The sequence below is a fragment of the Exiguobacterium sp. s128 genome (assembly GCF_018618815.1).
In the GTDB taxonomy this organism is placed as follows: Bacteria; Bacillota; Bacilli; order Exiguobacteriales; family Exiguobacteriaceae; genus Exiguobacterium_A; species Exiguobacterium_A antarcticum.
The window spans coordinates 24,981-49,984 of record NZ_JACSMT010000021.1 but is presented as its reverse complement, the minus strand read 5'-3'; the positions used below and the strand labels follow the sequence as shown (position 1 = coordinate 49,984).

Sequence of the window (25,004 nt, the reverse complement as noted above, 5' to 3'; positions counted from 1 at the left end):
TCTTCGATCTCGTACATACGAATCAGTCCTTTTTAACTCTATTCCCATAGTATTGAAAACATTACCTCACTAACATTGCGTAAGAACCACAAACCTATTGCAAAATACACATGACTACCAATCACTTGATTTAAATATTCTTCAAGCTATTTTAGAGAAGCACATAGATGATTTCTTAACATTTGCACAGATTGTTATCCAGTTGGAAGACTGACAGATTTTCATGCTTCATCCCCCTCCTCAAATAAATATTTTAAAGTAAATAACCTAGCATATTCAGGATAACCCAATCAAATTCCCTTTAAATAACAATTATTCATGTGTCATGCTATATTTAACAAGAACTACTTTTTACATACCTTGTAACATCACTGGAAGGATGGACACATGTTTTGGAGAAACTTTATTTTGAAAAGTACCGGTTTAACTACGCTGATGTAACGCGTAGTCGAACGCTCTACATAGATAATTATCCAATCGTTTATCTGCTGTATAATCGGTCAAAAGCACAAGCTTACGTCGGACAAACGGTTCAAAAAAATCAACGGTTAAAAGCCCATTTAAAAGATCCACGTCGGAAGCAGCTCGACGAATCAATTTTAATTGGGCATGAACAGTTTAACCAATCCGCTACTTACAATATCGAATCCAATTTGATTAACTTTTTAATTGCAGATGGTCGCTATACACTGCAAAATGTAAGCCAAACCGTCTCCCGCCAGATGCACAACTATTTCCGAAAAGATTTTTTCAATGAGACGGTTTTTGAAAATATTTGGCAACAGTTACGCGAGGAGCAGATTGCGGAAGGAACACTCGATCAGTTGCGAAACAAAGACGTCTACAAACTCTCTCCGTTTCGTGAATTGTCTGAGCAGCAACTGGAAGTCAAAGAGGAAATCTTAAAATTTTGTAAAACAAAAATCACCGAAACCGGTCACCATGTCTTCATTGTCAAAGGTGACGCCGGAACAGGAAAAAGTGTCTTACTCAGCTCATTGTTCAATACAATTCAGGATTTAACGAAAGAAGCAGATTCTGCACTGTATCAGACAGATAACTACCTGCTCGTTAACCATGGTGAAATGCTCAAGACGTATAAATCGATTGCCAGCAGCCTACCGAACTTAAAGAAAAAGCAGTTTCAAAAGCCAACCTCCTTCTTAAATACGTTGGATAAACAAAAGCGGACTGCTGACATCGTGCTCGTGGACGAAGCCCATCTGTTACTCACAAAAGAAGATGCCTACAACAATTTCCACCAACAAAATCAACTGTATGAAATCATTACACGCAGTAAAATCACGATTCTTATCTTTGATCCGAAACAAGTCCTCAAAATTAAAAGTCACTGGGGACGTACGACCTTGCAGGACATCGTCGGTCCCTTTTCGACAAAGACGCTGCAATTATCCAATCAATTCCGGATGCAAGCGAGTCCGCAGACATTGCACTGGATCAATCGTTTTGTGGAACGCGAGCTCTTACCGATCCCGAGTGATTCAAATTATGATTTACAAATCTTCGAGGACTCGGAAGTCTTTAAGCAGGCGATTTTCTCGAAAAACGAACAGCACGGACTATCCCGAATCGTCTCGACGTTTGACTACCTGCATAAAAAAGATGGGGCCGACTACTTTGTTGACGAAGGCGGAATTAACCTTCCATGGAACCGCACTTACCCCCATACAACATGGGCAGAACAACCGGAAACGATTCGAGAAGTTGGATCGATCTATACCATTCAAGGATTTGATTTAAACTACGTCGGTGTCGTCCTCGGTCCGTCGATTCAGTATGATGAAACAACTCAACAATTGAAGCTCAATCCAACGTTATATAGAGACACTGGAGCATTTGTTTCCCGACAAGACTTGAGTCAATCAGAAAACGAACGTGCCAAGGAAGAAATCATTTTGAACTCCCTAAACGTCCTGCTGAAGCGTGGCGTCAAAGGGCTTTATCTTTATGCAACAAATCCTCAATTACGCGCACGATTATTACAACTAAAGGAGACACAACTATGAACGAAATCAAAGCATTAGTACAAAAAATCGATGACTTCCGTGACGAACGAAACTGGCGACCACACCACAACCCAAAAGACTTAGCGATTTCTTTGTCCATCGAAGCATCCGAGTTACTTGAAGCCTTCCAGTGGCGGACCAGCGAAGAAGCTTGGGAAGAAAATCAAGAAAATATTAAAGAGGAAATTGCCGATGTGTTGATTTATGCATTGACGTTGTGTAGTGAGTTGAATGTAGACGTGGAGGAGATTGTGGTAGATAAGATTAGGAAGAATGGAGAGAAGTATCTACTAGATAATTGAAGCCACAAAACATATCATTGTTTTTTATTAGAAATGAGCTTTATACTTATAATTAGAAAATAAATGGATATTTTGTTTTCGAGAGAGAGGTGTTTTAAAATGAATATGAATAACGTAAAAACTCAAAAAACCTCTGATCGATCAGCACTAGGTGTATTAAAAGCAGGTACTACTCCTTCATTATCTGGTAGAAAGCCAGTGCACGTAGCAATGTTTAGTGGCGGTGCATCGTCAGCATATGTTGCTTATCATATCGTTCAGAAATATGGAAAAGAGAACTGTGTACTCTTTTTCACTGATACACTTTGGGAAGATATCGATAACTATCGATTCATGGATGAAGTAGCAGAGTATATCGGTATGGAAATTACTACTCGAATAGATGGAAGAACGCCCGATGAAGTTTTCCATGATGTTAAATTCTTGGGTAATTCACGTATGGCTAAATGCTCAGAGGAATTAAAGGTTCGACAAACAATGATTTATTTAGAAGAACTCCGAGATGAGCATAATCTTGAACCAATACTTTATTTCGGTATTGGACCTCATGAGCAACACCGAGCTATCAACCTTCAAAATTTCTACGAGCACAACCCAATTGAACCGATCGAAACACGTTTTCCTATGATTGAAACTTTTAAAGGTGATTTTGATACGAAAGAGATTATTCGTGACGAATGGAAAATTGCATTGCCGCGAATGTATGGTCTAGGTTTTTCTCACGCAAACTGTGCTGGTCGATGTGTCCGAGGAGGCCTAGGTCATTATGCTCTTTTATATAATGTCTGGCCCGAGCAATACGCGGAGCAAGAAGCTATGGAAGAACGCTTCCGTAGTAAGTTTGAGAAAGATGTTTCTATTTTAAAAAGAAATGGTGGACCATTCACATTGCGTGAATACAGAGAACTGATGGATAGAGATGGAATTGAAAAATATTTAAGTGAAAAAGACGATACTATTCCTTGTGTATGTTCTTTCTCATAAATAAAAACTATACAAAAAGGTAGTGGATAAAATCCGCTACCTTTTTGTATAGTTTAACTTGATAAATAAACGTACTTTAGCTCCTAGATGATCATAGTATCTATCAAGATTCTAACTCACTTAAAATCTTGTACACAACGAAGCGAATTTCATCATCCGACATCGTTCTACTACCAGCGTTTACGATTCTGCTTACATTGTTATAGATAGTCTTACCTTTAACAGAGAGCTCGACTTCTTTAATTTCCATAATGGTTTGATTGTCAGTCACTATTTTTATTAATCCATCTTGATTTTGGTTAGTCACCAATAACTGCTTGAAGTTCATCCAAAACGAATCATATGTGACATCTGACCAATCTTTTAATGCAACTCCGACAATTTTTTCGATCAAATACGCTAACCAATCTTCATTCTGAGCGTACTCTGAAACGAATCCAGCTAATATTGAGCTGTTTAATACAAGTTCTTTATTGCTATCAGCCCACTTATAGATGTCTTCGTTTGATTCGATTTCCATCTTAAGAAGAACTTCTTCTTTAATCTGTTCTATCAAAAGACTTAAATGGTTTTCTAATCCTGATTTTAAAATCTTTAAATCACGACTATCTTCAATAATTTTTGCTAGATTAGTAATCGATGCTAGTGGGTCGGTTTCACTATGTCGAATAATTTCTTTGAATTGATTTTCAGCATTAGTTAATTGGTCAGTTACTTGAGTATACCTTGGCAAGTTCCGTAACCATCGGGTTAGCTCTGTAAAAATGATTACAGGCTGTTCTGATAAAGTACCATCAAAGAAAGTAGTATTTAAATCTTTGAGTAGATTTAAATTTGCTGAAGATAATTCATATAGTTCGTATTCATAAAAATCTGCTCTTAACTCTAAAATTTCATATAGCATATCTGCATTCAATTCATGGATATAAAAATCATTTGAATAAAACGCCATCTGATGCCAAGCGTCTTTTAATAGAGCTATTAGTAATAGTGGTATTAGTGGTTCTCTAATGCCATAGGGTTCATGTCTCAATAAATCGTATAAACCAACAATTTTCCCTCTTCTATTCTGTTTGAGATACGAGAGTAAATCGTACCTTAATTTCAGCAGATTATCATCAGCTATTTGACTTAGATTATTTGTATCAATTCCTGTATTTTTAAACATAGTTGCATAAATTAAATAATCCGGACCAAATCCTTGAATATCAAAACTACCTGAAAATGTAGGTGAAAGTAATTGAGACAAGATACTTTTAGCAGCTTTCTTTTGAATGGATGTAACATTCTTTTTGTTGAACCCTTCATTTCTAATTTCCGGCGTTGCTGGGAATCTCTCGAACATCCAATTTGAAATTTTCTTTTCGAGTGAATTCTTTGAATCGATTTTGACAACATCATTATTGATATACCAAGTTAAATTATCTTTCTCAAAATGCCTAATTGGTCGTAAAAGTTTTTCGATTTCAAATCTTATATTCTCTAAATGAATCAAAATTTCCGCTTCTAAATTCTCATCTTGTTGCATTAGTTCTGAAGTATTTAATAGAAGATCTAAGATCATAAATTCATCTAATTTAATAATTAAATCTTTAGTGTTTAACTTCGTAATGCAAACTAAGATATCTTTTCTTTCAGGATTTATTGCGAAGTCCTGGATATTTTTTAATTCTTGATCATTTTTATAGATCATATATAGTATCATTCCATCACCGATAGGGGTATCTAAATTTAAAACGTTTCCCCAGGCAAATTGGGATTCCACAAAACGGGTCATACTTTTAACGCTATTATACTCATGAGGTAGAAAATATTTGTTAGGTAAAAAATCATTTAAAAATTTAATTCTAGTTCCATCATTTATAACTGTTTTAGAACGATATTCTTCTATTAGGAATTCTAAAGAGAGTATAGATCCACTATATAACTCATATGATGAAGCTAGCGGATTGTATCTTATAATCTTTATTTTTTTCAGTTCTTCTATGCTTTCGCGTATTTTCATCTCATTGCTACCTAGTGAAAAGGATAAAAAATCTACAGAAAGTTTAAAAGGCTTATTAGATATATTCAATAAAGTCATTAACTTTACCAGTCTTTTTGCTTCGTTTGATATTTGGTAACTCATTGATAGTCGATAGTACTTTAAATCATCAATTAGATAAAATGAAGATTCATCTGGATAAAAATAATTAAATAACTGATCCGCATAATACCAATCAGTCTCTAGACTAGTCTCATCAAATTGAGATAAAAATGTATATAATGTTCGATCGTTTTGTCCTAGCATATTCGAAAGAATAGGTAATAATCTAATTGTTAATGGATGTATAGGCTGGCACTTCTCTAAAATAAAGTTCTCAACTTCAGATACTTCCATATCTGGAAAAAGATTATACTTTTTTAAATCGTTTTTTATTCTTTCTATATCGTTTAACAAAAATAAGTTTGCTGTATTATCTTCTTTAACAATCTCAAGTATTTTAAATGCTGTTCTATAAAATAAAGAAGGATCACTATCTAGCCGATGCGATTCAAATCTTTTTTCAACTCTTTCTAATTCCTCTTTAGATAAGTTATTACTCTCTGTTGAATACTGTCGAAGACCTGTATGAGTAATAAAGAGTAAGCCTAAGTTCGAAGATCTATTTGCAAATTCAGCGATATCTTGTAAATCTTGCATGGTTTGAAAAATCAACGATTGATTTACACCTTGAAGAAACCTCCCAAACTCATCATAAATAATAAAAAGCCCCATTTTCTTTATAGATAATTGATTAGTTAGGTGTTGAATTTTTTCAACAAATGATGCTTTTGATTCTGAAATATATGTAGCTCCAGAAGTCAAAGTCCCATACATTTTTTTAAATTCCACTATAAATCTTTCATCATTTATAGTAATTCCTTGAATCAATTCCTCTATAGTACATCCAAAAGATGTACATAAATTTACTAATTTCAAATACGTATCTTTATAGTCATTATTCCACAGTTCAATCATTTGAAGAATTTGCTCACTATCTCCTTTAAGAGATAAAACAATTCCTTCTGACTTTAATTTCAACTGAATAGCTTCTAAAATAATTTCGTCAATCCGTCCATTTTTACCTGTAATTGTAATCGGAATCCACTTGATACTATTCTCATATAAATTATTTTTAATTTTATCCGATAAATCATTGTTCAAACCGCTCACATTGTATAAGAACGATTTTACATCTTTACTGTTTTTTCTTGCCGTTATTAACGAGGCGGTAATTGCCCCAACCATTGACTTTCCTGCTCCATATGGACCAATCATAAGATGAGAATTGACTAAGCTTTTTTTGGACAGACTTGATATTATATTCTCCATAATTTCTAACTGATCATTGTTAGGAACAAACATATCAAACAGTTCGGACTTCCCTGTGTCGTACACTACATTAATACTAGGTTGAAACTTTTTCATAGCACTACCTCATTTTCAAAAAATCGTTCCATATAATCTAAGTAACTAGTTTTATCAGTAACCCTAACTACATCGAGACGGTTCGTTCTAGTAAAAATTATTGGATATCTTTTTTGCATCTCCTCTAGACAGTTGACAATTTCAGATCTTGAAAGATTAAAAATTTTCCCCCATAGATTCTCACCCTCTATTAATTCATCAAGACTCACTTCATTGAGTTCATTTCTTTCTGTATAAATCAAAAAAGTGATATAAAGTACTTCAAACTTAAATACCGTATCCAGTGGTGTTTTTTTATAAGTACCTTTAACTGTATTACTTATCAACCCTAACTCTTCGAACGGACTTTTGATAACGTCTTCAGGAGTAGATGAAAGATTATTTGGGCTATACATCTGAATGAGACAATCGATATCTCTTTTTAGTGAATTAGCAGACACTGATTTTTCTAGCGTATGACTGACCCAAGTTTCTAACGTTTCTATTAGTATCGCTTTATCGAAAATCGATTCTCTAAATACATTAAAAAACCAATACCAACTTGTTGCGATTTTTGGATCAGAGGCTAAAGTATAATGCAGAATACTTTTTGTAACAGGATGTTGAATATATTTATCATGTTTATCAACTAGTTCTCCCAAAGAAGTAAGGTGATGTTCTGTTTTTCCTGATTGTCTTTTCTCTTCCATGAGACCTGTTGAGAACAACCAGTACTTCGCTGATTTCGCCATATTTTTTCCTAACCCTAGTTGTTCAAAATGAGTGTCATTATAAAAAAAGCGAGCATCGCTTTTAATTTCATTTAATCCTTTATACAGCCATTGCGGACGTAAGTAAAAACTTTGATGCTGTCCAAAACCCATTCGTAACCCACCTTAATTTTAACAAAGCAAAGTAGCCAGATTACTCTTGGCTACTTTGTAAGTTTAGTTATTTTTAAAGAACCTCATTAAAGCTCGTAAAGATTGTGGCTCTAAATAAGGACTTTTCCCTCTAACTGGTTCTCTATCTTTCTTTAAAAGATAATCACCTTTTCCTGCTAAATTTTCTGCACCACTTGTATCTAATACAACATTCGATGCAACTGCGTCTGTGACTTTTAATCCTAAGCGTGCTAGTAAATTATTTTTAATAGTAGTACTAATAATCTCCGCCTTGGGTGATTGTGTACAAACTATCATATGAATTCCCGCAGCTCGTCCTTTTTGACCAATCCTTTTAATTGCAGTTTCGATGCGTTGTGCAAATTCTTTATCCTGCATCATGAAGTCAGCAAATTCATCAAAAACAATAACAATACGAGGTAAAACTTCTGATGATTTATTTTCTTCAATTAGCGCTTCATTATATTCTTTCAGATTTTTTGCATAAGAATCTTTAAATTTACTATATCGATTTTCCATTTCCATAATCATAACATCTAAATAATCAGCAGAATCCATTAAATCTAATAATACTTTATCAGTATGCTGAACATCTTCAAACATAGAGAATTCAACTTGTTTTGGATCTATAAATACGAACTTCAATTCTTCGGGTGTGTATAGACACATCATAGACATGACAATGGAATTCAAACTTACGCTTTTTCCACTTCCTGTTGATCCAGCGACTAACATATGAGGTTCTGTACCGTTAAAATCAACTGACATCACTTCATTTAAAGGATTTAGTCCAATAGGAACAAGAAAACCATTTTTCAGTTCTGTTTCTGTGATATCTCTTCGAACGTACTTCATAAACTGTGAAAAGAAAATTGTATCAGGATCATTACGATTAATGTCTATATTGATACCATTTCGATCACTAAAAATAGTTGGTGGCGAATCGATATGCAGCCATAAAGGCATATCTTTAGCCTTCTTTTCAACTGCTGTAATACTTTGATCCGACGGAATTCTACCAATAATACGAATGACACTAGCACCTACGATAGTTCGTTCTACTGTAAACTGAACATTGTTTATTCTAAGTTTAGTCTGTAGAGTGTCTGCGTAACTATCCCCTTGTTTTTTCAGTGCTTCATCAAATGATTCTGTTTGTGGAGCTTGAACGTTCTTTAATGCGTGATCTTCTGGGTATTGAGATTCCTCAATATCTTTAACTACTTCGATATCTCGTATTTCATTTTTTATATTCGATTCACTTTGATTCTGTAAGTCGCTTTCCTCTATAACTTTGTCCTTCGGTATTTCAGTCAAAATAAAATTACTATTATCTATTTGTGTATAGTGATTAAAGTATTCACTATCATCAGTTATAGCAACCTGTTCTAATAATACTTCTTCGTCCTGCAGTTCATTATTTACTTCATGATCAGGAACATTCATTTCAGATAAAATGTATGATCTAGTAAAAGTATTTACTGCTATTTCATTTTCGTCTTCTCTTTCGTAATAATGTCCAGGTGAAAGTTCCGAACGACCTTCAAATTCAATATTTTTATTATGAATATAAGCATAAATTGACTTTGTGAATTCAAAATTGATTTGAATGTTTTCGTTATTTCTTAATTCATGTAGTATCGCTAATTCAAATTCTTCATATGCACGCTTATCTTCTAAATGAAGCAAAAATGAATTTAAATATAGATTTCTTTCGAGTGTCGAATCAAATCTTCTAAAGAATTTTTTCAACGTTTTCTCACCGGATATTAATTGAACTTTAGCGTCAGTTACTTCACTAACATAACTTTCTTCCTGTATAAGCTTTAATTCTATTAAATCAAATTTAACATTATACGTTTCTGATTCCGGAGAATATTGAATAGTTGTTTTTAATAAATCCGGACGTTTTTGCCGGGTTCTAAACCACTCTAATTCATCACACATATCCCATAAAACTACAGTATTATCAGACTTTCTATCCTGTAAAACAGTTAAATATACTGATAAAAACTCGTTAACAAATTTCCCGGGTCCTAATGCTCTTAGCACTAGACCACCGGATAATTCTTTTACAACTTTAAGAGCTTTATCAACCTGTTGTATATCTATACTACTAACTTTCAACTGATCTTTTAATCTACTATGGAGACGATCACGATAATAATTGACTTCCATATCCACTTTTGAAGATCTTCTAATTGAGTCTGAAGAAGAAACAAGAACTTTAATTTCTTCTTTTCCTAATCGATTTACATGATAACGAATAATATTCGACCCTTCGGCTACTTGTTTCATTAATAAAGGATCCATAAATCTATCGTAAGTGACAACCCAATTAAACTTTTCATGTGCAAGTTTGTATAGTGTATTTGTTTCTGTACGCGTTACAGATAATCTACCTTTTAATAGACCAATCTTGTTAGGTTCGATGACTAATCCGTCTTTTAAAATCGCTTGCATATTATAAAATTGTTGCATCAACTTTGGTTGGTTAGGTGAAACATAGTTGATTAATCGAGTACCTTCTTTGACAGCTTTAAATTCACGATTCTCATAAAAGACCCAATTTTTATCTGTAAGCTCACATTCTTTGTAGCTTTCCGAGTAAAATTGATGTGGAATTTTTAAGTTGTCACTTTGACCGAAATAATCAATAAACACTGCTAAATCAAAGTCTAGCATGGATGTATCTAGCTTTTCCTCAAGTGTTTTAGGATCGCTAAATGGTAATACATTGATTTCTAATCTAGGAAATTCACCAAACGAATCCACAGCGTTAATGTACTCTTCTTGCGATTGAATCCATCGATTTATCTCATCATAAAGCATTGCAGCTCTCGCAGGACTGTGAATTGTTATATTCAGCTTTTTTAAACTATCATTTTTCAAAATTTGTTCCACACTCTTTTTTACAAACTCTAAATTTGTAACATATAAGAATAAAATATCTAAACAATCCGCAGCATATGGATAAACTCGAACATAATCGTTTGTAACTTTTTCAATTTCTTTCGCAAAGGAAGTTGCTTGGGAGGAAACACTCTCAACTTCTCCACCCTCGATATACGTTCCCTGACCGTATAGTTCATCTTGTGCAAATAGATGATTACCATCCCTAGATACGTAATAAGATGGTGCTAAGTTAGTAAACGATCCTCTTAGATACTCTTTGTACTGCTTTAAATCTTCTACATCTTGGATTTTATTACGTTGTTCCGATGTATCAGAAATATTAGAGAGTAAATTTCCAAAATGAATAAGTTTAAATCCATAAGCAATAAATCTAATAGGATTGAACACAGATACTATTTTCCGTTCAACTTCTGCTTGTTTAACATTTTTAGTTTCAAAAATCTTTATTGTTCCAATTTCATTCAGAAGTGAGTATATTTTCCTAACACTATCTACATCATGATCAGAACACTTTAAAAATGATTCGCTAAGGGCAGCTACTCGATTTAAATCTTCAGTAGTTATTCCTCTATTTTCGTCGATAATAGATTTAAGAATACTAGTGTATTCTGTATTGTATTTTTTAAATTGCTCGATGGGTTCTAACAATCTTTTATCAGACATCAAAGTATAATTTTGTTGTTCATTCAAATACTCATTAAAATCTTCTTCAACTGGCGTACCCTTTTTCGTAACAATAGACTGTAAAAATCCGTTTTGAATTTGATTAATAAACTTTGAGAAACTCGTCTCAATTAACGTTCTACTAGCATCGACTTTAACGATAGATTTCGATATCGAATTTTCATTTTTTAAGAGTCTTAATTTAACAGGAATTACATCAATCTCTTTTGATGCTTCATTGGAACTTTTCAATTCAGAAAGAACAATTACGTTTGAAGATAGCATTGATAAAGATTTCAGATGGAAATTAAAGAATCTAGCTTGTTCTTCAGAAACTTCTATGTTTTGATCAATTGAAATTTCAAAGGAAAGATTACCATTGAATTCTTCATGTTCTATTTCCTCTAACATCACTAAGCTTTCAGATAAAATCGCTTCAAAAATATCAATATACTCAGATGGATTTTCAAGCTTATTTTCAAGATTGATAATTTTTTTTAATATATTTTCTTTTTCAAGTTCTTGTTCATATTCTTCTCGAAATTCTCGAATCGCCTCAATATCATTTTTACTATTTACGGCTTCAACACCGCGATCAAAGCGACTTTCTGCTTCCATTTTTTCTTGTTTTAACTGGTTCTCTTCTTCAATATTATTTGCTTCTCTAATTTTTTCTGCAAAATTGTCTAGAATTATATCTCTTGTATTATTCAATTTATCTTTTAAAGAATTAGACACTTTAAAACCAAAAATTCGTTCTGCATCATTGTAAGAAACTAGACTTAAAAGATCATTATTTCGTCTTTCAACAAACTCCATTGTTTTTTCTAAAAATAATATTTTATCGTTATTAAAGTTTTTCCAAACTTCACTTGAAAAATTATTTTTTTCTTCATTACCAATGAAATTATCCACATTTTTAATCAATTTTTCTGGATCTAAATAATTTACTAAAGTTTTTCTTAGGTGACTTAATAAAAAGTTTTTTCTAAGCTGATTACGAAGTCCCTCTAACGACTCAAACTTTAAATGCTCGTCTTTAAATAATCGAAAATGAGGTAAAGATTTCCCTAAAATCACTTTAAATGTATCATTAGATGTTTCTTTCTCTTGTAACACACTTTCAATATATGCAATAAGCATCGAAAGTTGTAAATCTAGTTCTCCTCTATGTTGATATGCTCCAATTAGTTTGAGTAAATCTTTTATCTGATGTGGTTCTAAATATCCTCTTTCTTGAAGAGATTGATCTAAACTGAAAAAACCATCTGATGATAGTAGCTGTGTTTCATCAATAGAAACAATATCTTTTAAGCTTTGAGCTTCTGGTGTTCGTTCATTCATTAATAAAATTAATGCTTCATTCGTTTTTACATTATTTCGCAACCATACTCCATTTTCATTTTCATTTAAAACAAAGGAATCATAACCATCAATTTGTTTTATAGTTCGTATCAATGGTTCATAAAAGCTTTTGAGTTGAGCTTGATTTTCTAATAGAGCGTTCAAAATGGCTGGAAAGTATTCTTCATTAATTCCTTCTATTTTTACTAATACTTTTTCAGCATTTTTATTTTTATGATCTTTAAGATAATTAAGTAAGTGTTGTGCAATCCAGCTGCCTATTATTTTTTCTTTTTGAGTAATTCTTGCAATCATTTCTTAATGCTCCCTCCCAGTACTTTGAATTAATTAAAATAAGGGTTTGTAACTAGTGCTGTTGCATCTGAGTATTCTTGGAGAAGCCCATTTTGTTTTAATTTTTGTCTCATTTTCTTCTCATTACTTCTAAAATGAGTTAGATTGATTCCTTCTTTTGAATATAACCCAGAATTTTTGGCAGCATTTTCTCCAATAATAATGCGATATTTTTGGAATAATTCATTCAAAAAATCATCATACGGTAAATTATTCTGACCATTAAGTGTTGCATACACTAAAGCACTTAAGACATTATCATGTAGTACATATCGGGCTTTAGATCCTTTTCCAGAAACGATGAACTGACCATCACGAGCTAAAGTTTTCATAATAGGAACTTGTGTTTTCGATAAATCCTCCATATAAAGTTCTACGATACGTAATCTAAGTAACTTTTTAGCGTTATTAATATCTTCAGTCTCTAATGCCTCTATAAGTTTTTTCTTTTTGGCTGCTTGAAGACTAGTAAAATTTAATTCGTTAAAAAATCCAGAATAGCCCTTCACTTTATCTTTTTCGGAGCTATCAAGGCTATTTCTCCACGAATAAATTTTTTCTTCCGCTTTGACTTCAGAGAATATTTCTTCTACTCGGTCTTCTACAAAAGTTTTATAGGCTTCTCTTACTATAGTTTCGTGAATCCGATAAGAATCTTGTGCTAAAAATTTAATTGATTTATTTTGACCTTCTAAGCAATCAATGAAATAATTGCTCGTTTCACCAATAATTTGTTCTGATTGAAAAATCATATAACGATGAAGTTGGAATGTTATGAGCGAAGTTAAAATATCAAACATTTCATAAATATCAATATTTAGCATGAGCAGTGCATTAAGTTCTTCTGCAAATTCTTTATACAATGCTAAATCTGTATTTGGTAATGTTGGGTATTCACTACTTTCCCAACTAGTAATGACAGTTGATAACTCTTCATCTTTGATTAGTGGTGCAGGCTGATCTCCAGTACTATACTCACTAAATGCTTCGTTAATTTGATTAATGACAGCAATTACTCCACTAGAACTAGATAATAGAGTTTTCATGTTTTTCTCGATATTAATTCTTAATTCAGGATTATTTAATGTTCCGTAATGCAACATTAAAAAGTACAGTTCTCCACCACGAGCAAAAAAATTACGCTCATAATTAATTGTTAAATTTTTCAAATTACCTTTATCTCTATTTACACGAACTTCAGAAAAAAGCAAAGATTCGTGGAGAGGATACATCGTTTGAGCGTACCAAGAGCGATCAACTGGTTTTCCCATCGGTGTCATTAGAGGTATAGTTAAATTTTTAAAGAACACCTGTAAATCCTCTAATTGTTTTTCGCTTACTCCAAGTTTCTTTCGAATTACATCTTTTTTCTTTTCTTCGAAAATTGCAATATGACCTTTCGCGCCTTCTTTCTCTCCTTCATAAACAAACTGACGAAATTCAATCATTTTTCTTCGATCATAATACTTCTTTTCTAAACTAAAACCTGTTCCAGCAAACACATTTAAAAACTCTAAAGTATACTCTGGTCCACGCTGACCATCTTTAAACCGATGTCCCCATATTTCAGCACCAATCTTGCTAGAAAATTTTGCACTTTCTTCTTGCATATATAACACCCTTTCAATTACTTTTGCTTAGATTTAAAAATCATCATCTTCAGGTTCAATATCTACAACAGAGTCCCTACCATCACAAATTTCAATTGTCTCTAATACGAATGCTCCTTGAATACGATCGAACTTTAAAATTTGTAAAATATTCTCGTCCTGTTTTTTTAGCGAAATCAATCTATTTCGAAAACTATTAAGTAATATCTCTACGTGTTCTCTTAGAACGTTTAACATGCCTCCGTTACTCAAGCGCATTAAATACTCAAACGTTACTAAATTAATAGCTAATTCTATGCCTTGTACTTTCAAAGTTAACGTTGTACCTGTTTGATCTATTGTTTCATTTTTACCTTGAATATGAAATTCAACTTGATCTAGTCCAATAATTTGATGAACTAATAAACTATCCGAAGATACATACAGCTGATGAGAGGGAGAATATACCATTCTTTTTGCGAAGAATGTATTTAATCCATCGACAAGCTTAATCTTTATAATATGTTCAATTCTTCCTCTATGAAGAATGCTTATGAAATCATATCGATGCCGATAGGGGATTAGTTTTTCAACCTTTTTATTGTCTTGAGATTCAAAGTAATATTTTCTTCTTAACCTTGGAAACCACTTATTCATTAGTTCAATACCGTTCACATTATCACCATGTATATTTGAACGATACATCTTTACATCTTCGTAATAAGCGCCGTTCTCAACATCAATATCCTTACCAAACAAAGTGTGATGTGTGTCTTTTATTTGTTCATTACTACTTAAGTCACCATTAAGTAAAAAGTCATCAATTAAAGAGTCTGAAATATATCCAGGATCTAACGATTTAAATTCTTGAATACCACCAATTTCCTCAAAAACTTCTGGTCTTAGATTATTACCGAAAAAATTCTCATAGTACGATTTTTTTGCTAGTGCTTGAATTGATTCACTATTAGAAGCTTCATGTATATCTTTACAAGACATTCCACCTGTTTGTGTGTAGGCTAAGTGAATGAGTAGCTCTCGCATTGTCATATGCTTACCATTCATATCCAAAGATTTATACATGCGCATCATTCGATTTTTCGTTGTTTTATCACTCAAAGCTAAATGATTGCTATTTATGATGCATTTATTTCTACTAGAACAGTCACTACAAATACTCCAGTTCTGTTCTTCATTCCATCCTTCTACTATTTTTTCAGCATAAATCGACGATGAGGCGTACAACAAGTTATAAACTTTTATTTCTTTCGTAGCTTCTAATTCCTTATTGTTTGATATAAATTGAGGAATAACGATACTTTTTAATTTATTTAATTCAGGATATTTTACAAGAGTATGCGTTAATTTCCCTTCGTTAGCCGCAATAAGGAAATATACATTGGAAAAATTATTTTCGAGTGTATCTTGTAATTTTTTTAATTCCTCAACAATTACTTCATTTCTCAATTCTGATAAATCTTTTATTATTCGAATTCTGTAGTTGTTATATACAATTTCTTTAATACCAGATTCAGGCCATCCTTGAAATTCATCTTCTACTAATTGATCGTATACGTTCCTGCAAATCCTAGTTTTTCCATCTCCTGCGTTTCCTGTTATGATAATAGAGCGTGGCTGTTTTGAAAGTTCTTCGATAATTTTTTTGTTAATATTAGTATCGATACTGTACTCAATTTTTTTTGTATGTTCATCAAATATCTTTGAATAGTCTGCTGTTGTAAGATCATATTGATGCATAAAAGAAACAAAAGGATTGATTTGGTTTTGCATTATAAAGTCTCCTTAAACTATTGATGTCAATTGTAATAACCTACCTTATAAATTATATCATTTATGGGTTTTTATTCATATTGTGAGATTATTTTTTTGTAATTATAGTAATATTGATTTATATTAATAAAATTTATATGGAGGGTCTTTTTATGAATTTTCTCAAAATCGAAACAACCAACGCACCTGCTGCGATTGGTCCTTATTCACAAGGCTTTATCGCTAACGGTACGTTATACGCATCGGGTCAAATTCCGATCAATCCCGCGACGGGTGAAATGGTCGCTGGTGGCATTACGGAGCAGACGGAGCAGGTTATGAAAAATGTTGATGCCATCTTAAAAGAAACCGGTCTGACACCGGACCGTGTCGTCAAAACGACGTGTTACTTAACGAGCATGGATCATTTTGCTGCATTTAATGACATCTACTCGGACTACTTTGCTCCGCACAACCATTTCCCGGCCCGATCCTGTATCGCCGTCAAAGAGTTGCCGAAAGGTGCTTTGGTCGAGGTTGAGATTTTAGGGTTAGTCTAATGACTTGGAACACGTCACGTTTGGTGGCGTGTTTTTTATCTGCGTAATCCCCAATGTCCTGTCCCTTTGCCGGTCTCACTGTAGAATAAATCCTGCGTCCCTTCATATAGTTCACACTCACTCGCATGGAGATAAATCAATTTTCGAATTCGTGCTTCTAATCCCGCTTCCGTCGAAAAACGTGAAAGATCCAAATCACTCCGCTCTCGTACACGCTGGTAAAGCTCCGTCAAATCCAGTTGTCGTCCTGTCCCTAAGATGTCGATGATGGCTTCTAAAAGTGCTTTACTGCTTTCATTCATTCGGCTACCTCCCTTCATTCCGTCATGTGTTCCTTCGTCCGCTGTTTCGCTTCCAGTGACATCGCCACCACTATCGCAATCAATTGTGGAATCAGCATCAAGAGACTGACGAACAAAATCAGTTGTTCCGCCGTCAACGGTTTGAAATAGCCGTCAAAGCCATAGGCATCTGTTTGACCTGCAAAATAAATGGAGACGAAGTAAGACAGAACATTACCGGTCATCACAAACAGCAGATGAACCCATCGTTGACCGGTGAAAGCGAGAACCGTGAATCCGGCGAGTAACAGCACATAACCAAGTAATGTCCCTGTCTTGAAGTCTTCGAGTAACGCCAGGTAGACGAATGGAATACAATAGCCTGCTAAGACAGCTAACCCGATCCACCACTTCTTCATCCAAACTCCCCCACGTCCCTTTCGAACTGACGGTACAGCCAATCCCGAAGCAATTCCCAGCCATCCGGATAGGCGTTACTGCCCTGAGACGCTCCTTTTCTCTCTAATCCGGTCCAGCTGATTTCCCAATATGTCCCGTCGAGAATCAGCCATTCCGTCGTGTATTGCGCTTGCCAGTCGATGACACCGGCTTTCTCTAAACGTCGTGTCAGCTCCTGCTGTTGCCGTCGGGACAAGAGAACGATCGTTTCTTCTCCTGCCCCCTCTTCCAGTCGTAATTCCTCGGTCGCCGCCGTCCACGTAAATACTTGTTCTTCTCCCATACCGGATTCCCGGTAGCGGAATTGATGGATTGGAGTGTCGCTCATTTTCATCTGCCCTTCCTCGTTCACTCCTGTTATTTCCAGTATAATTCATTTTCCGTTTTCTACCTATCTCAAAAAATGATTAGGTTCTGATGATGCACTTATTTCCAATCGGCAGTTGCTTTTTCATCTTTCTGATTCTATACTGTTAATAACAGTTAAGTGTTAATAACAGTCATAAATCATGATGGATCAGGAGGGATTTACGTTGAAACATACCGGTCGCCATACAGGCGCTTTTTTACTCTTATTCCTTGCGAAAGGTCCCACCTATGGCGGGGATCTGCTCCAACGCTGCGAGCAGGAATTGCCGTTTAATCCGATTGATAGTGCGATTCTCTACCGGACACTCAAAAAGCTTGAAGAAGAAGGTTTTGTCACCTCCATCGTCACGACGTCTCCTCAAAACAAGATGGTGAAAATGTATCAGATAACATCGTCCGGTCGGGCACAGCTCGACCGCTTTCATGAGGACATCGAACAAAAACTGCAAAATCTGCTGTATTTCCAGACGCATTATGCAAAACAGGTGAAATCCGATGGGTAACAGCATCGTGCTGTATGGACTGGTGCTTCTTCTATCCAGTTTTTCCTTCTACAAAGACAAACAAAAGACACAGGCGGCGTTTGCGAAAGCCTGGAAAATCTTTACGAACCTGTTGCCGGATCTTCTGGCCATTCTGTTGTTCGTCGGTTTGTCGTTATCGATTCTGTCGCCTTCCCAAATTTCAGTCTTACTCGGACAGGATGCCGGATTTCTTGGTATCGCACTGTCACTCGTCATCGGGGCGATTGCTCTGATTCCGAGCTTTGTCGTCTTCCCGCTCGGAGCGACCTTGCTTGAGAACGGTGCCGGACTGGCACAAGTCTCGGCTTTAATGGCTTCACTGATGGCCGTCGGAATCATGACGATCCCGTTAGAGAGCCGCCTGTTTGGCAAACGGTTTGCTTACGTGCGCAACCTGTCCGCCCTTTTAATGTGTCTGTTCTTTTCGTTACTTGTCATGGAGGTGCTTGGATGAAACACATCAAAACATACGGCTTCTTCCTCACGATGTCCGTCCTCCTGCTCGGACTTCTGCTCGTTGATCCGGTACGCGGTCAGCATGCCGCCCGGCTCAGTTTTAACAGTCTGCTCGATATGCTGCTTCTGTTGCCACCGATTTTGGTACTGGTCGGTCTACTTGATCAATGGATCAAAAAAGACACCTTGCTAAAATACATGGGACCAGATGCAGGGGCTCAAGGGTATTTGTATGTCTTATTACTGGCTGCCATCGCAGCCGGTCCGCTCTATGTCGCTTTTCCCGTCGCTGTCCTTCTGCTTGAAAAAGGGGCCAGCGTCCGGTATGTCGTCTTTTTCCTCGGAGCGTTTACGACGGTCAAGTTGCCGGTCCTGCTGTATGAAATCTCTTCGTTTGGTCTTGTCTATACCGCGCTTCACATCGGATTCGGTCTGCTGTTCTTTTTCATGACGGCCCAACTTTTTGAACGGTATCAGACCGCTTTGCAGATGAAATCATTTTAAACAGAGGAGGTTTTTTCATGAGAGATCAACAACTGTTTCTCTTTGGCGGCGGTCCGCCGTTCACTCCAATGCTTTTCCAACAATTCGTCTCTTGTCTCGACCAATCGGGACCGGTTGCCTTACTGTATGTACCGCGTCCCGGCTCAAACTGGGACGCTTATGCCCCGACCTATACGGATGTATTAACGGCAAATGGTGCGACAGATTTCTTCCACTTTCCGTTGTCTGCGCGTCCGACACCTGAACAACTCGAACAGTTAGCCGGAAGTTCCGGGATCATCATCTCGGGCGGGGAAACGGAACGGTATCAACAGTTCATCGTCGGCACACCGATCGGCACCATCATTCAAGAACGGTTTCAGCACGGTGTTCCCGTCGCCGGATTTTCAGCCGGTGCCTTATTGATGCCGGACGAGTGTAGGATTCCCGCGATTGACCAACGGAACGGTCAAGCCTTAGTTCTGAAGGGTCTCGGACTGTTAGCGGACGCTGTAATTTCCGTCCATTACGATACGTGGCAGGAAGAAACGAACTTACGGCAAGCGTTCCTTTCAACAAGCAGTACATCCGGCTACGGTTTACCGGAACGAAGCGGCATTTATCTGAAGAATGGTCGGCTGATGCAACAGGAAGGACGAGAAGCTGTCCTTCTCAACCAATAGGAGGAAATCATATGACAACGATCGTAACAGCCGTCAAAGGCATCGTGCAATACGACAACCGAATCTTAATCGTTCAGCGTGCTGCTGCCGACTCCGGGGGCGGAACGTGGGAATGCCCGGGCGGAAAAATCGATTTCGGTGAGTTGCCGGAAGACAGTCTGATCCGGGAAATCTGCGAAGAGACCGGATTGACGGTCACCGTCGACCGCATTGCGTATGCTTCGAGTCTGATGACGCATCCTGACAGGCAAGTCATCCTGCTCGTCTATTTCTGCACGGCAACAAGCGGTGCTGTCGAACTATCCGACGAGCACGACGATTATCTGTGGGCAGATGAATCGACATTCCGCCAACAGATTGCACCGAATATCCTCGCTGATTTTGAACGGCATCAGATTTTCCCGCAACTGGTTTCATCTTAAAGACATGTCTGCCTTATATGAATCCAACACCGGACGACATCTATTCGGACACGTCACTTTTAGTGGCGTGTTTTTTTTGGTGTACACTCCATTTCTTTTACCGCTGTATTTTAAAAAGTCGTTATTTTTGTTGAAATGGCTCCCATCATATATTTAATTTGGTTAATTATTTAAAATCACCTTGTATTCGAACGTAAAGATTCCTAGAATGAACGAGTACGTCACGGAAAAGGAGTCGAACCATGAAACACACACTTACATATTTCACTTTGCCACTGGCCGCTCTTCTGTTAACCGGATGCGCGACGGAAGAACCGGCTTCGCAAGAGCCGAAAGTCGAGCAACAGACTGTCCAGAAGGAAGCACCCGAAAAGGCTGAACCTGTTCAAAAAGAAACGGAGCCGGAAGACTCCGCTCCCTCAAAGAAGGCTGACACAAAATCCGCAGAACCAACAGTCCCCGCTTCGAATAAAGCCTTGTTCTCCGGTTACAAACAGATCAATGTCGACGGCGGTGATCTGTCGGGAAACCGGGAGCCAAACGTCGTCGTTGATATCGGTTTCGGCGACCGCAAGTACTGGGCGTTTACGAACGAACACGCCCAACTCGTCAAAGTCGTCGCCAAAGAAATCACCTTACAACATGATTCAGAGGAGATGACGTCATCCGGCCGTTACTATTCGGACGAAGCAAAAGTCCCAGGTGTCGAAGATGCTCAATTAGACGAGGGACACATCATTGCCGATTCACTCGGTGGTGTCTCGAACGCCTACAACATCACGCCGCAAGACAGCACACTCAACCGCTACGGCGATCAAGCCTATATGGAGAACAGCATCCGCCAAGCCGGTGACGTGACGGATTTTGAGGCGATCATCACCTACCCCGATACCAAGACGCAAATTCCGTCTCATTATCAGTACACGTATACGTTAAAGGGCAATGTCATCGTCGATGATTTCGACAATGTGAATCCGGATGAAGTCAATGCCGCACTCGGGTTGACAGAAAACGAGGATAAGACAGCAGAAGCTGCTGTTGAAACGGCACCTGCTCCGGACACGGGTGATGTCTCAACTGTCGATACCGACGGCAACGGACAAGTCACGATCCAAGAAGCGAAAGATGCCGGTTTCCGCATGCCGATTACGGATGATCATTGGCTGTACTCTCACATGCGGGACAATGACCAGGACGGGATGGTCGGCGAATAATTTTTACGTGCAACATGAAACAGGCGGACTCCTCGGAGCCCGCCTGTTTGTGTTGGGTTATTCTTCGCTGTAGCCGACGACCTTGTTCCGTCCCGTCTGTTTCGCTTGATAAAGGGACTGATCTGCCTTTTGGACGACTTCAAACGATGTCTCGCCTTGATCCGACGAGGCCGCCCCGATTGATAACGTGACATGGAATGCCGGATACGTGCTAAAGACGAAATGTTGATCCGCACACGCCGAGCGAATCGTTTCACCGAGCCGGACGGCTTCTTTGAGCGTAATATCCGGCAATAACAAGACAAACTCTTCCCCACCGTAACGACCGACCATCGCCTGATCCGGACAACAGTGTTCGAGCAGATGACTCAATTGACGTAAGACGACGTCACCCCCGTCATGGCCATATGTATCATTGACCGACTTAAAAAAGTCGATGTCGACGATCAAGACGGAAAAGGCAAAACCATCTTTGTCATAAGACGCAAGGGTCTCGTCGAGTTTACGCCGGTTCGCAAGATTCGTCAGACCGTCCGTCAAGGCAAGCTCCTGTTGCATCTGAACGAACTGGAAATGTTTCCGTAGCTCCTGTAGGAAACGATACGTGACATAGCCTCCAAGGAGAATGAAGATGATATAGACGAGTGAAATTTCGAGAAACCGAGTGAATGTTTCTGTTAATAAATAGAGTGCCGGTAGGCTATAACCGATCCCAATCACAATCAAAATCAAATAGTCTTTGAGCGTATGGGACGCAAAGCGACGGTAAACGCTCGCCGTGACGAGTAAAGCACTACAAATCAGAGCCGTTAAAATCAACCCTTCATAGGCGCCCGGTGGTGTGATGATGAAACGTGCCCCAATGATTGCGACCATCGTGATACCACCACTGACCCACCCTCCGTAATAAAAGGCGGTCACGAGGGCGACGAGTCGTAAATCAACTTTTGCCCCGTCATAGGTGACGCTGTTCAGGACAAGTAATATACTGATCAAACCGGCAATCACCCCAACAATCAGCCGAATCCGAATCGGAGACGTCGGTGAAATCCGTTTGATGTGCCGGAGCGGTAAAAAGGCAAACAAGAGTGATGTAATCAACAATGAAAAATTCAACAGAAACTGATTAAACTGACTCAACATGATATACGGACATCCCTTCGTCTGACAAACTCCCTACTCTGTATAGTTCTTTATCGGATCGTTTACTTCCTGTTTTGACCATGCCAGAGGTTTCCATTTTTTTGATGAGGGAAACATTCCATACAGGCTTTGCCTATTTTGGATAAGGGGGATTATTATAATGGACATGAAAGAAGAAAAACGTAAGAGTAAGATGCCGTTCTTTATCATTCTCGCCATTGTAGTTTTTGTCATCGTCGTTGCCGCTTTGATCATCTATGTCACGTCCGAGCCAAAAGAAGAAACCCGGCAGGTGTTACAGATGATGACAACAAGTTTCGTCTCGTCGTACTTACCACATGCAAGCTGACACCAGACATCCTCGGATGTCTTTTTTTGTGTAGCAAACCTTTACAAGAACACTACGGTTTCTTCATACAATCTACCCCTTCACTTTCCGATAGGAAGAATGGAGGAGATGAGACTGATGAAGCAACCTACAGAGAAAAAAAGACTGCTCGCCCAGCAATTGAATAACTGGTTGATCCCGATCGTCGCGGCGGGACTCTTAGTGATCAGCGCACTAAGCGTCGAAGAGTTATACCGGACCTCGACGAAGTCCGTCAGTGAACGGCTCGAACGGGAGATGACGATGCTTGATGCCAATATCCGTTCGATCTACTTAGCCTATCCGGAAGACGAACAGGAGCGGACACGCGCCATCAAACGTTTGAAGAATCAGCAACTCGCAGATATGGCACGCGACGACTATGATGCGGCCATCCAGTCGTTAGCGACAAAAAACGTAGCCATCCAGCCGTTAGCGTTGACGACGAAACAGAAAAAAGACGTCACGCAACAATTGAAGAAAACACGCGTGATGACGTTTACGAGTAACGATCGATTCGTTCTCGCCATGTCGATTCCAGAAGTCAATGATGTGTTGTTTTTATCGGTCGATCAAGCACGATTGGTCGCGCCTGCTAAAGCACTCGCCTTGAAACTCGGTGTGCTCGGAATCATCGTCCTGTGTTTCGTCAGCCTGTTGATCCGCGCCCGTATCAAAAAACAACTGGCGCCCTTGTCCGTCCTCTCGTTAAAAATCGAGGAGGCCTATGCGAGACGAACCTATCAACCGATCCAGATCCACTCGACGACCTTTGAATTACAGCAACTGACCCATCAATACAATCAACTGATGCAGCAAGTCGGAACCTTAACGCAAGAAATCGCGATTGCGAGCGAACGACTCGAAGCGACGCAACCCGGTTTTTCCGCACAGCTCGACTCGATTGATGCATCCGTCCTTGCCGTTCATCAGGTGGCGACGTCTTTGACGGACCAGTCGACTCAGATGGAGCAGATTGTCGAAGAATCGAGCCGATCCCTTACGACCTCGATCGATGCACTCGCGACGATGGATCAATCGATTCAGACCAGTCACCAACGGGTCATCACCTTTAATGACGCAGCAACGTCCAGTCATCAAATCCTTGAGTCGTTGCAACAAGATACGACGTTGCTGCAAACTTTGTCGTCGAAGACGTCACACTCGCTTGAAGACGCAACGGTACGCAATCAGCAAATGAACGCATCGATCCGTTACATCCAACAAGTAGCGGAAGCGACACGACGCTTATCGCTCAACGCCTTGATCGAAGCAACCCGCGCCGGCGAAGAAGGCCGCGGTTTCGTCATCGTCGCCAAAGAAGTCGAGTCGCTTGCGCTCGATATCAAACGGAGCATCGATCAGATCAATCAAGCCAATCGCGATTTGACGGCCAGCATCGGGCAGATCGAACAAGATGTCTTGCAGATGACGACACAAATCGAGACGACCCACAAACAGCTTGAACAAAGCACTCGACAGATGGTTTCCGTTCTGCATAATGCCCAACTGATTGAAGCCTCACTCGTTCAGGTCGAGACGGACCGGACACTGGTCCATTCGTTGCAACCGCGAATCCGGGAACATTTCCAGCTGATTCAGACGATTTTGCTGGAATTGACTACCTACAGTCAGGCTCTTGAAACCAATATTCAAGCGAACAGCGAACGACAACGTGAACTAAAGTCACATGGTCACATCATCGGGGAACAAATCGAGTCCCTCAACCGGACGATTGTTGGTCCGTCCCATTAAAGAC

Annotated in this window: 21 protein-coding genes; 12 read left to right on the top strand and 9 right to left on the bottom strand. The window is 38.1% G+C overall.

The annotated features are described in order from the left end of the window. Positions 1-392: 392 nt before the first annotated feature. The 3 genes from KNQ13_RS09615 (at position 393) to KNQ13_RS09605 (ending at position 3,313) form a co-directional block, all read left to right on the top strand. A complete protein-coding gene (locus KNQ13_RS09615; protein WP_026830650.1) occupies positions 393-2,027 on the top strand; it encodes a DUF2075 domain-containing protein in 1,635 nt (544 codons plus the stop codon). Further along, entirely contained in the window at positions 2,024-2,329 is a 306-nt protein-coding gene (locus KNQ13_RS09610) for a nucleotide pyrophosphohydrolase (protein WP_026830649.1), read from the top strand. Before KNQ13_RS09615 ends, KNQ13_RS09610 begins: the two co-directional genes overlap by 4 nt. 99 nt (positions 2,330-2,428) lie before the next feature. Next, entirely contained in the window at positions 2,429-3,313 is an 885-nt protein-coding gene (locus KNQ13_RS09605; RefSeq protein ID WP_251027401.1) for a phosphoadenosine phosphosulfate reductase domain-containing protein, read from the top strand. A gap of 103 nt (positions 3,314-3,416) precedes the next feature. Here KNQ13_RS09605 and KNQ13_RS09600 read toward each other — a convergent pair whose 3' ends face one another. The 5 genes from KNQ13_RS09600 to KNQ13_RS09580 form a co-directional block, all read right to left on the bottom strand. Beyond that, the gene (locus KNQ13_RS09600; RefSeq protein WP_026830647.1) at positions 3,417-6,764 is read right to left on the bottom strand and encodes a hypothetical protein; all 3,348 of its coding nucleotides are present in this window, start codon (positions 6,762-6,764) and stop codon (positions 3,417-3,419) included. Next, positions 6,761-7,627 (bottom strand): DUF4007 family protein, encoded by an 867-nt coding sequence (locus KNQ13_RS09595; protein WP_026830646.1) that lies wholly within the window; start codon positions 7,625-7,627, stop codon positions 6,761-6,763. The genes KNQ13_RS09600 and KNQ13_RS09595 overlap by 4 nt, the downstream gene beginning before the upstream one ends. A gap of 63 nt (positions 7,628-7,690) precedes the next feature. Further along, complete coding sequence (locus KNQ13_RS09590) at positions 7,691-12,886, bottom strand: FtsK/SpoIIIE domain-containing protein (RefSeq protein WP_026830645.1); 5,196 nt, start codon at positions 12,884-12,886, stop codon at positions 7,691-7,693. A gap of 29 nt (positions 12,887-12,915) precedes the next feature. After that, a complete protein-coding gene (locus tag KNQ13_RS09585; protein WP_026830644.1) occupies positions 12,916-14,535 on the bottom strand; it encodes a hypothetical protein in 1,620 nt (539 codons plus the stop codon). A 33-nt stretch (positions 14,536-14,568) separates the two neighbouring features. Further along, positions 14,569-16,305 (bottom strand): hypothetical protein, encoded by a 1,737-nt coding sequence (locus KNQ13_RS09580; protein ID WP_209548322.1) that lies wholly within the window; start codon positions 16,303-16,305, stop codon positions 14,569-14,571. A 152-nt stretch (positions 16,306-16,457) separates the two neighbouring features. On the opposite strand from KNQ13_RS09580, the gene KNQ13_RS09575 reads away from it, so the two are divergent. Continuing rightward, positions 16,458-16,844 carry a RidA family protein gene (locus tag KNQ13_RS09575; protein ID WP_026830642.1) on the top strand — a complete coding sequence of 129 codons (387 nt, stop codon included), beginning with the start codon at positions 16,458-16,460 and terminating at the stop codon, positions 16,842-16,844. A 35-nt stretch (positions 16,845-16,879) separates the two neighbouring features. Here KNQ13_RS09575 and KNQ13_RS09570 read toward each other — a convergent pair whose 3' ends face one another. From KNQ13_RS09570 to KNQ13_RS09560, 3 genes are read right to left on the bottom strand one after another with little or no spacing between them, the layout of a single operon-like run. Continuing rightward, positions 16,880-17,146 carry a hypothetical protein gene (locus KNQ13_RS09570; protein WP_034774156.1) on the bottom strand — a complete coding sequence of 89 codons (267 nt, stop codon included), beginning with the start codon at positions 17,144-17,146 and terminating at the stop codon, positions 16,880-16,882. A 14-nt stretch (positions 17,147-17,160) separates the two neighbouring features. After that, on the bottom strand, positions 17,161-17,544 hold the full coding sequence (locus KNQ13_RS09565; protein WP_026830640.1) for a hypothetical protein: 384 nt from the start codon (positions 17,542-17,544) through the stop codon (positions 17,161-17,163). Beyond that, a complete protein-coding gene (locus tag KNQ13_RS09560; RefSeq protein WP_026830639.1) occupies positions 17,541-17,918 on the bottom strand; it encodes a hypothetical protein in 378 nt (125 codons plus the stop codon). Before KNQ13_RS09560 ends, KNQ13_RS09565 begins: the two co-directional genes overlap by 4 nt. 199 nt (positions 17,919-18,117) lie before the next feature. Between KNQ13_RS09560 and KNQ13_RS09555 the strand changes: the two genes are divergently transcribed. The 6 genes from KNQ13_RS09555 (at position 18,118) to KNQ13_RS09530 (ending at position 21,735) form a co-directional block, all read left to right on the top strand. Continuing rightward, entirely contained in the window at positions 18,118-18,456 is a 339-nt protein-coding gene (locus KNQ13_RS09555) for a PadR family transcriptional regulator (protein WP_026830638.1), read from the top strand. Beyond that, positions 18,449-18,931 (top strand): hypothetical protein, encoded by a 483-nt coding sequence (locus KNQ13_RS09550; protein ID WP_026830637.1) that lies wholly within the window; start codon positions 18,449-18,451, stop codon positions 18,929-18,931. Before KNQ13_RS09555 ends, KNQ13_RS09550 begins: the two co-directional genes overlap by 8 nt. Further along, positions 18,928-19,437 carry a permease gene (locus KNQ13_RS09545; RefSeq protein WP_026830636.1) on the top strand — a complete coding sequence of 170 codons (510 nt, stop codon included), beginning with the start codon at positions 18,928-18,930 and terminating at the stop codon, positions 19,435-19,437. The genes KNQ13_RS09550 and KNQ13_RS09545 overlap by 4 nt, the downstream gene beginning before the upstream one ends. 17 nt (positions 19,438-19,454) lie before the next feature. Further along, positions 19,455-20,099, top strand: coding sequence for a Type 1 glutamine amidotransferase-like domain-containing protein (locus tag KNQ13_RS09540; protein ID WP_026830635.1), 645 nt, complete (start codon positions 19,455-19,457; stop codon positions 20,097-20,099). 11 nt (positions 20,100-20,110) lie between these two features. Next, positions 20,111-20,521, top strand: coding sequence for an NUDIX hydrolase (locus KNQ13_RS09535; RefSeq protein ID WP_026830634.1), 411 nt, complete (start codon positions 20,111-20,113; stop codon positions 20,519-20,521). A 242-nt stretch (positions 20,522-20,763) separates the two neighbouring features. Next, the gene (locus tag KNQ13_RS09530; protein ID WP_026830633.1) at positions 20,764-21,735 is read left to right on the top strand and encodes a DNA/RNA non-specific endonuclease; all 972 of its coding nucleotides are present in this window, start codon (positions 20,764-20,766) and stop codon (positions 21,733-21,735) included. 57 nt (positions 21,736-21,792) lie between these two features. On the opposite strand, the gene KNQ13_RS09525 is transcribed toward KNQ13_RS09530, so the two are convergent. Continuing rightward, positions 21,793-22,878 (bottom strand): GGDEF domain-containing protein, encoded by a 1,086-nt coding sequence (locus KNQ13_RS09525; protein WP_026830632.1) that lies wholly within the window; start codon positions 22,876-22,878, stop codon positions 21,793-21,795. A gap of 160 nt (positions 22,879-23,038) precedes the next feature. Here KNQ13_RS09525 and KNQ13_RS09520 point away from each other — a divergent pair, with 160 nt between their 5' ends. Together KNQ13_RS09520 and KNQ13_RS09515 are read left to right on the top strand one after the other, a co-directional pair. Continuing rightward, entirely contained in the window at positions 23,039-23,227 is a 189-nt protein-coding gene (locus KNQ13_RS09520) for a hypothetical protein (protein ID WP_071499428.1), read from the top strand. A gap of 117 nt (positions 23,228-23,344) precedes the next feature. Beyond that, a complete protein-coding gene (locus KNQ13_RS09515) occupies positions 23,345-25,000 on the top strand; it encodes a methyl-accepting chemotaxis protein (RefSeq protein WP_026830630.1) in 1,656 nt (551 codons plus the stop codon). Positions 25,001-25,004: the final 4 nt, after the last annotated feature.

Excerpts from the sequence above, each read along its gene's own strand:
- KNQ13_RS09545 (WP_026830636.1), top strand. The coding sequence starts at position 18,928 with ATGAAACACATCAAAACATACGGCTTCTTCCTCACGATGTCCGTCCTC.
- KNQ13_RS09580 (WP_209548322.1), bottom strand. The coding sequence starts at position 16,305 with ATGCAAAACCAAATCAATCCTTTTGTTTCTTTTATGCATCAATATGAT.
- KNQ13_RS09605 (WP_251027401.1), top strand. The coding sequence starts at position 2,429 with ATGAATATGAATAACGTAAAAACTCAAAAAACCTCTGATCGATCAGCA.
- KNQ13_RS09575 (WP_026830642.1), top strand. The coding sequence starts at position 16,458 with ATGAATTTTCTCAAAATCGAAACAACCAACGCACCTGCTGCGATTGGT.
- KNQ13_RS09595 (WP_026830646.1), bottom strand. The coding sequence starts at position 7,627 with ATGGGTTTTGGACAGCATCAAAGTTTTTACTTACGTCCGCAATGGCTG.
- KNQ13_RS09590 (WP_026830645.1), bottom strand. The coding sequence starts at position 12,886 with ATGATTGCAAGAATTACTCAAAAAGAAAAAATAATAGGCAGCTGGATT.
- KNQ13_RS09535 (WP_026830634.1), top strand. The coding sequence starts at position 20,111 with ATGACAACGATCGTAACAGCCGTCAAAGGCATCGTGCAATACGACAAC.
- KNQ13_RS09520 (WP_071499428.1), top strand. The coding sequence starts at position 23,039 with ATGGACATGAAAGAAGAAAAACGTAAGAGTAAGATGCCGTTCTTTATC.
- KNQ13_RS09515 (WP_026830630.1), top strand. The coding sequence starts at position 23,345 with ATGAAGCAACCTACAGAGAAAAAAAGACTGCTCGCCCAGCAATTGAAT.
- KNQ13_RS09550 (WP_026830637.1), top strand. The coding sequence starts at position 18,449 with ATGGGTAACAGCATCGTGCTGTATGGACTGGTGCTTCTTCTATCCAGT.
- KNQ13_RS09565 (WP_026830640.1), bottom strand. The coding sequence starts at position 17,544 with ATGAAGAAGTGGTGGATCGGGTTAGCTGTCTTAGCAGGCTATTGTATT.
- KNQ13_RS09560 (WP_026830639.1), bottom strand. The coding sequence starts at position 17,918 with ATGAAAATGAGCGACACTCCAATCCATCAATTCCGCTACCGGGAATCC.
- KNQ13_RS09610 (WP_026830649.1), top strand. The coding sequence starts at position 2,024 with ATGAACGAAATCAAAGCATTAGTACAAAAAATCGATGACTTCCGTGAC.
- KNQ13_RS09600 (WP_026830647.1), bottom strand. The coding sequence starts at position 6,764 with ATGAAAAAGTTTCAACCTAGTATTAATGTAGTGTACGACACAGGGAAG.
- KNQ13_RS09570 (WP_034774156.1), bottom strand. The coding sequence starts at position 17,146 with ATGAATGAAAGCAGTAAAGCACTTTTAGAAGCCATCATCGACATCTTA.
- KNQ13_RS09525 (WP_026830632.1), bottom strand. The coding sequence starts at position 22,878 with ATGTTGAGTCAGTTTAATCAGTTTCTGTTGAATTTTTCATTGTTGATT.
- KNQ13_RS09530 (WP_026830633.1), top strand. The coding sequence starts at position 20,764 with ATGAAACACACACTTACATATTTCACTTTGCCACTGGCCGCTCTTCTG.
- KNQ13_RS09585 (WP_026830644.1), bottom strand. The coding sequence starts at position 14,535 with ATGCAAGAAGAAAGTGCAAAATTTTCTAGCAAGATTGGTGCTGAAATA.
- KNQ13_RS09540 (WP_026830635.1), top strand. The coding sequence starts at position 19,455 with ATGAGAGATCAACAACTGTTTCTCTTTGGCGGCGGTCCGCCGTTCACT.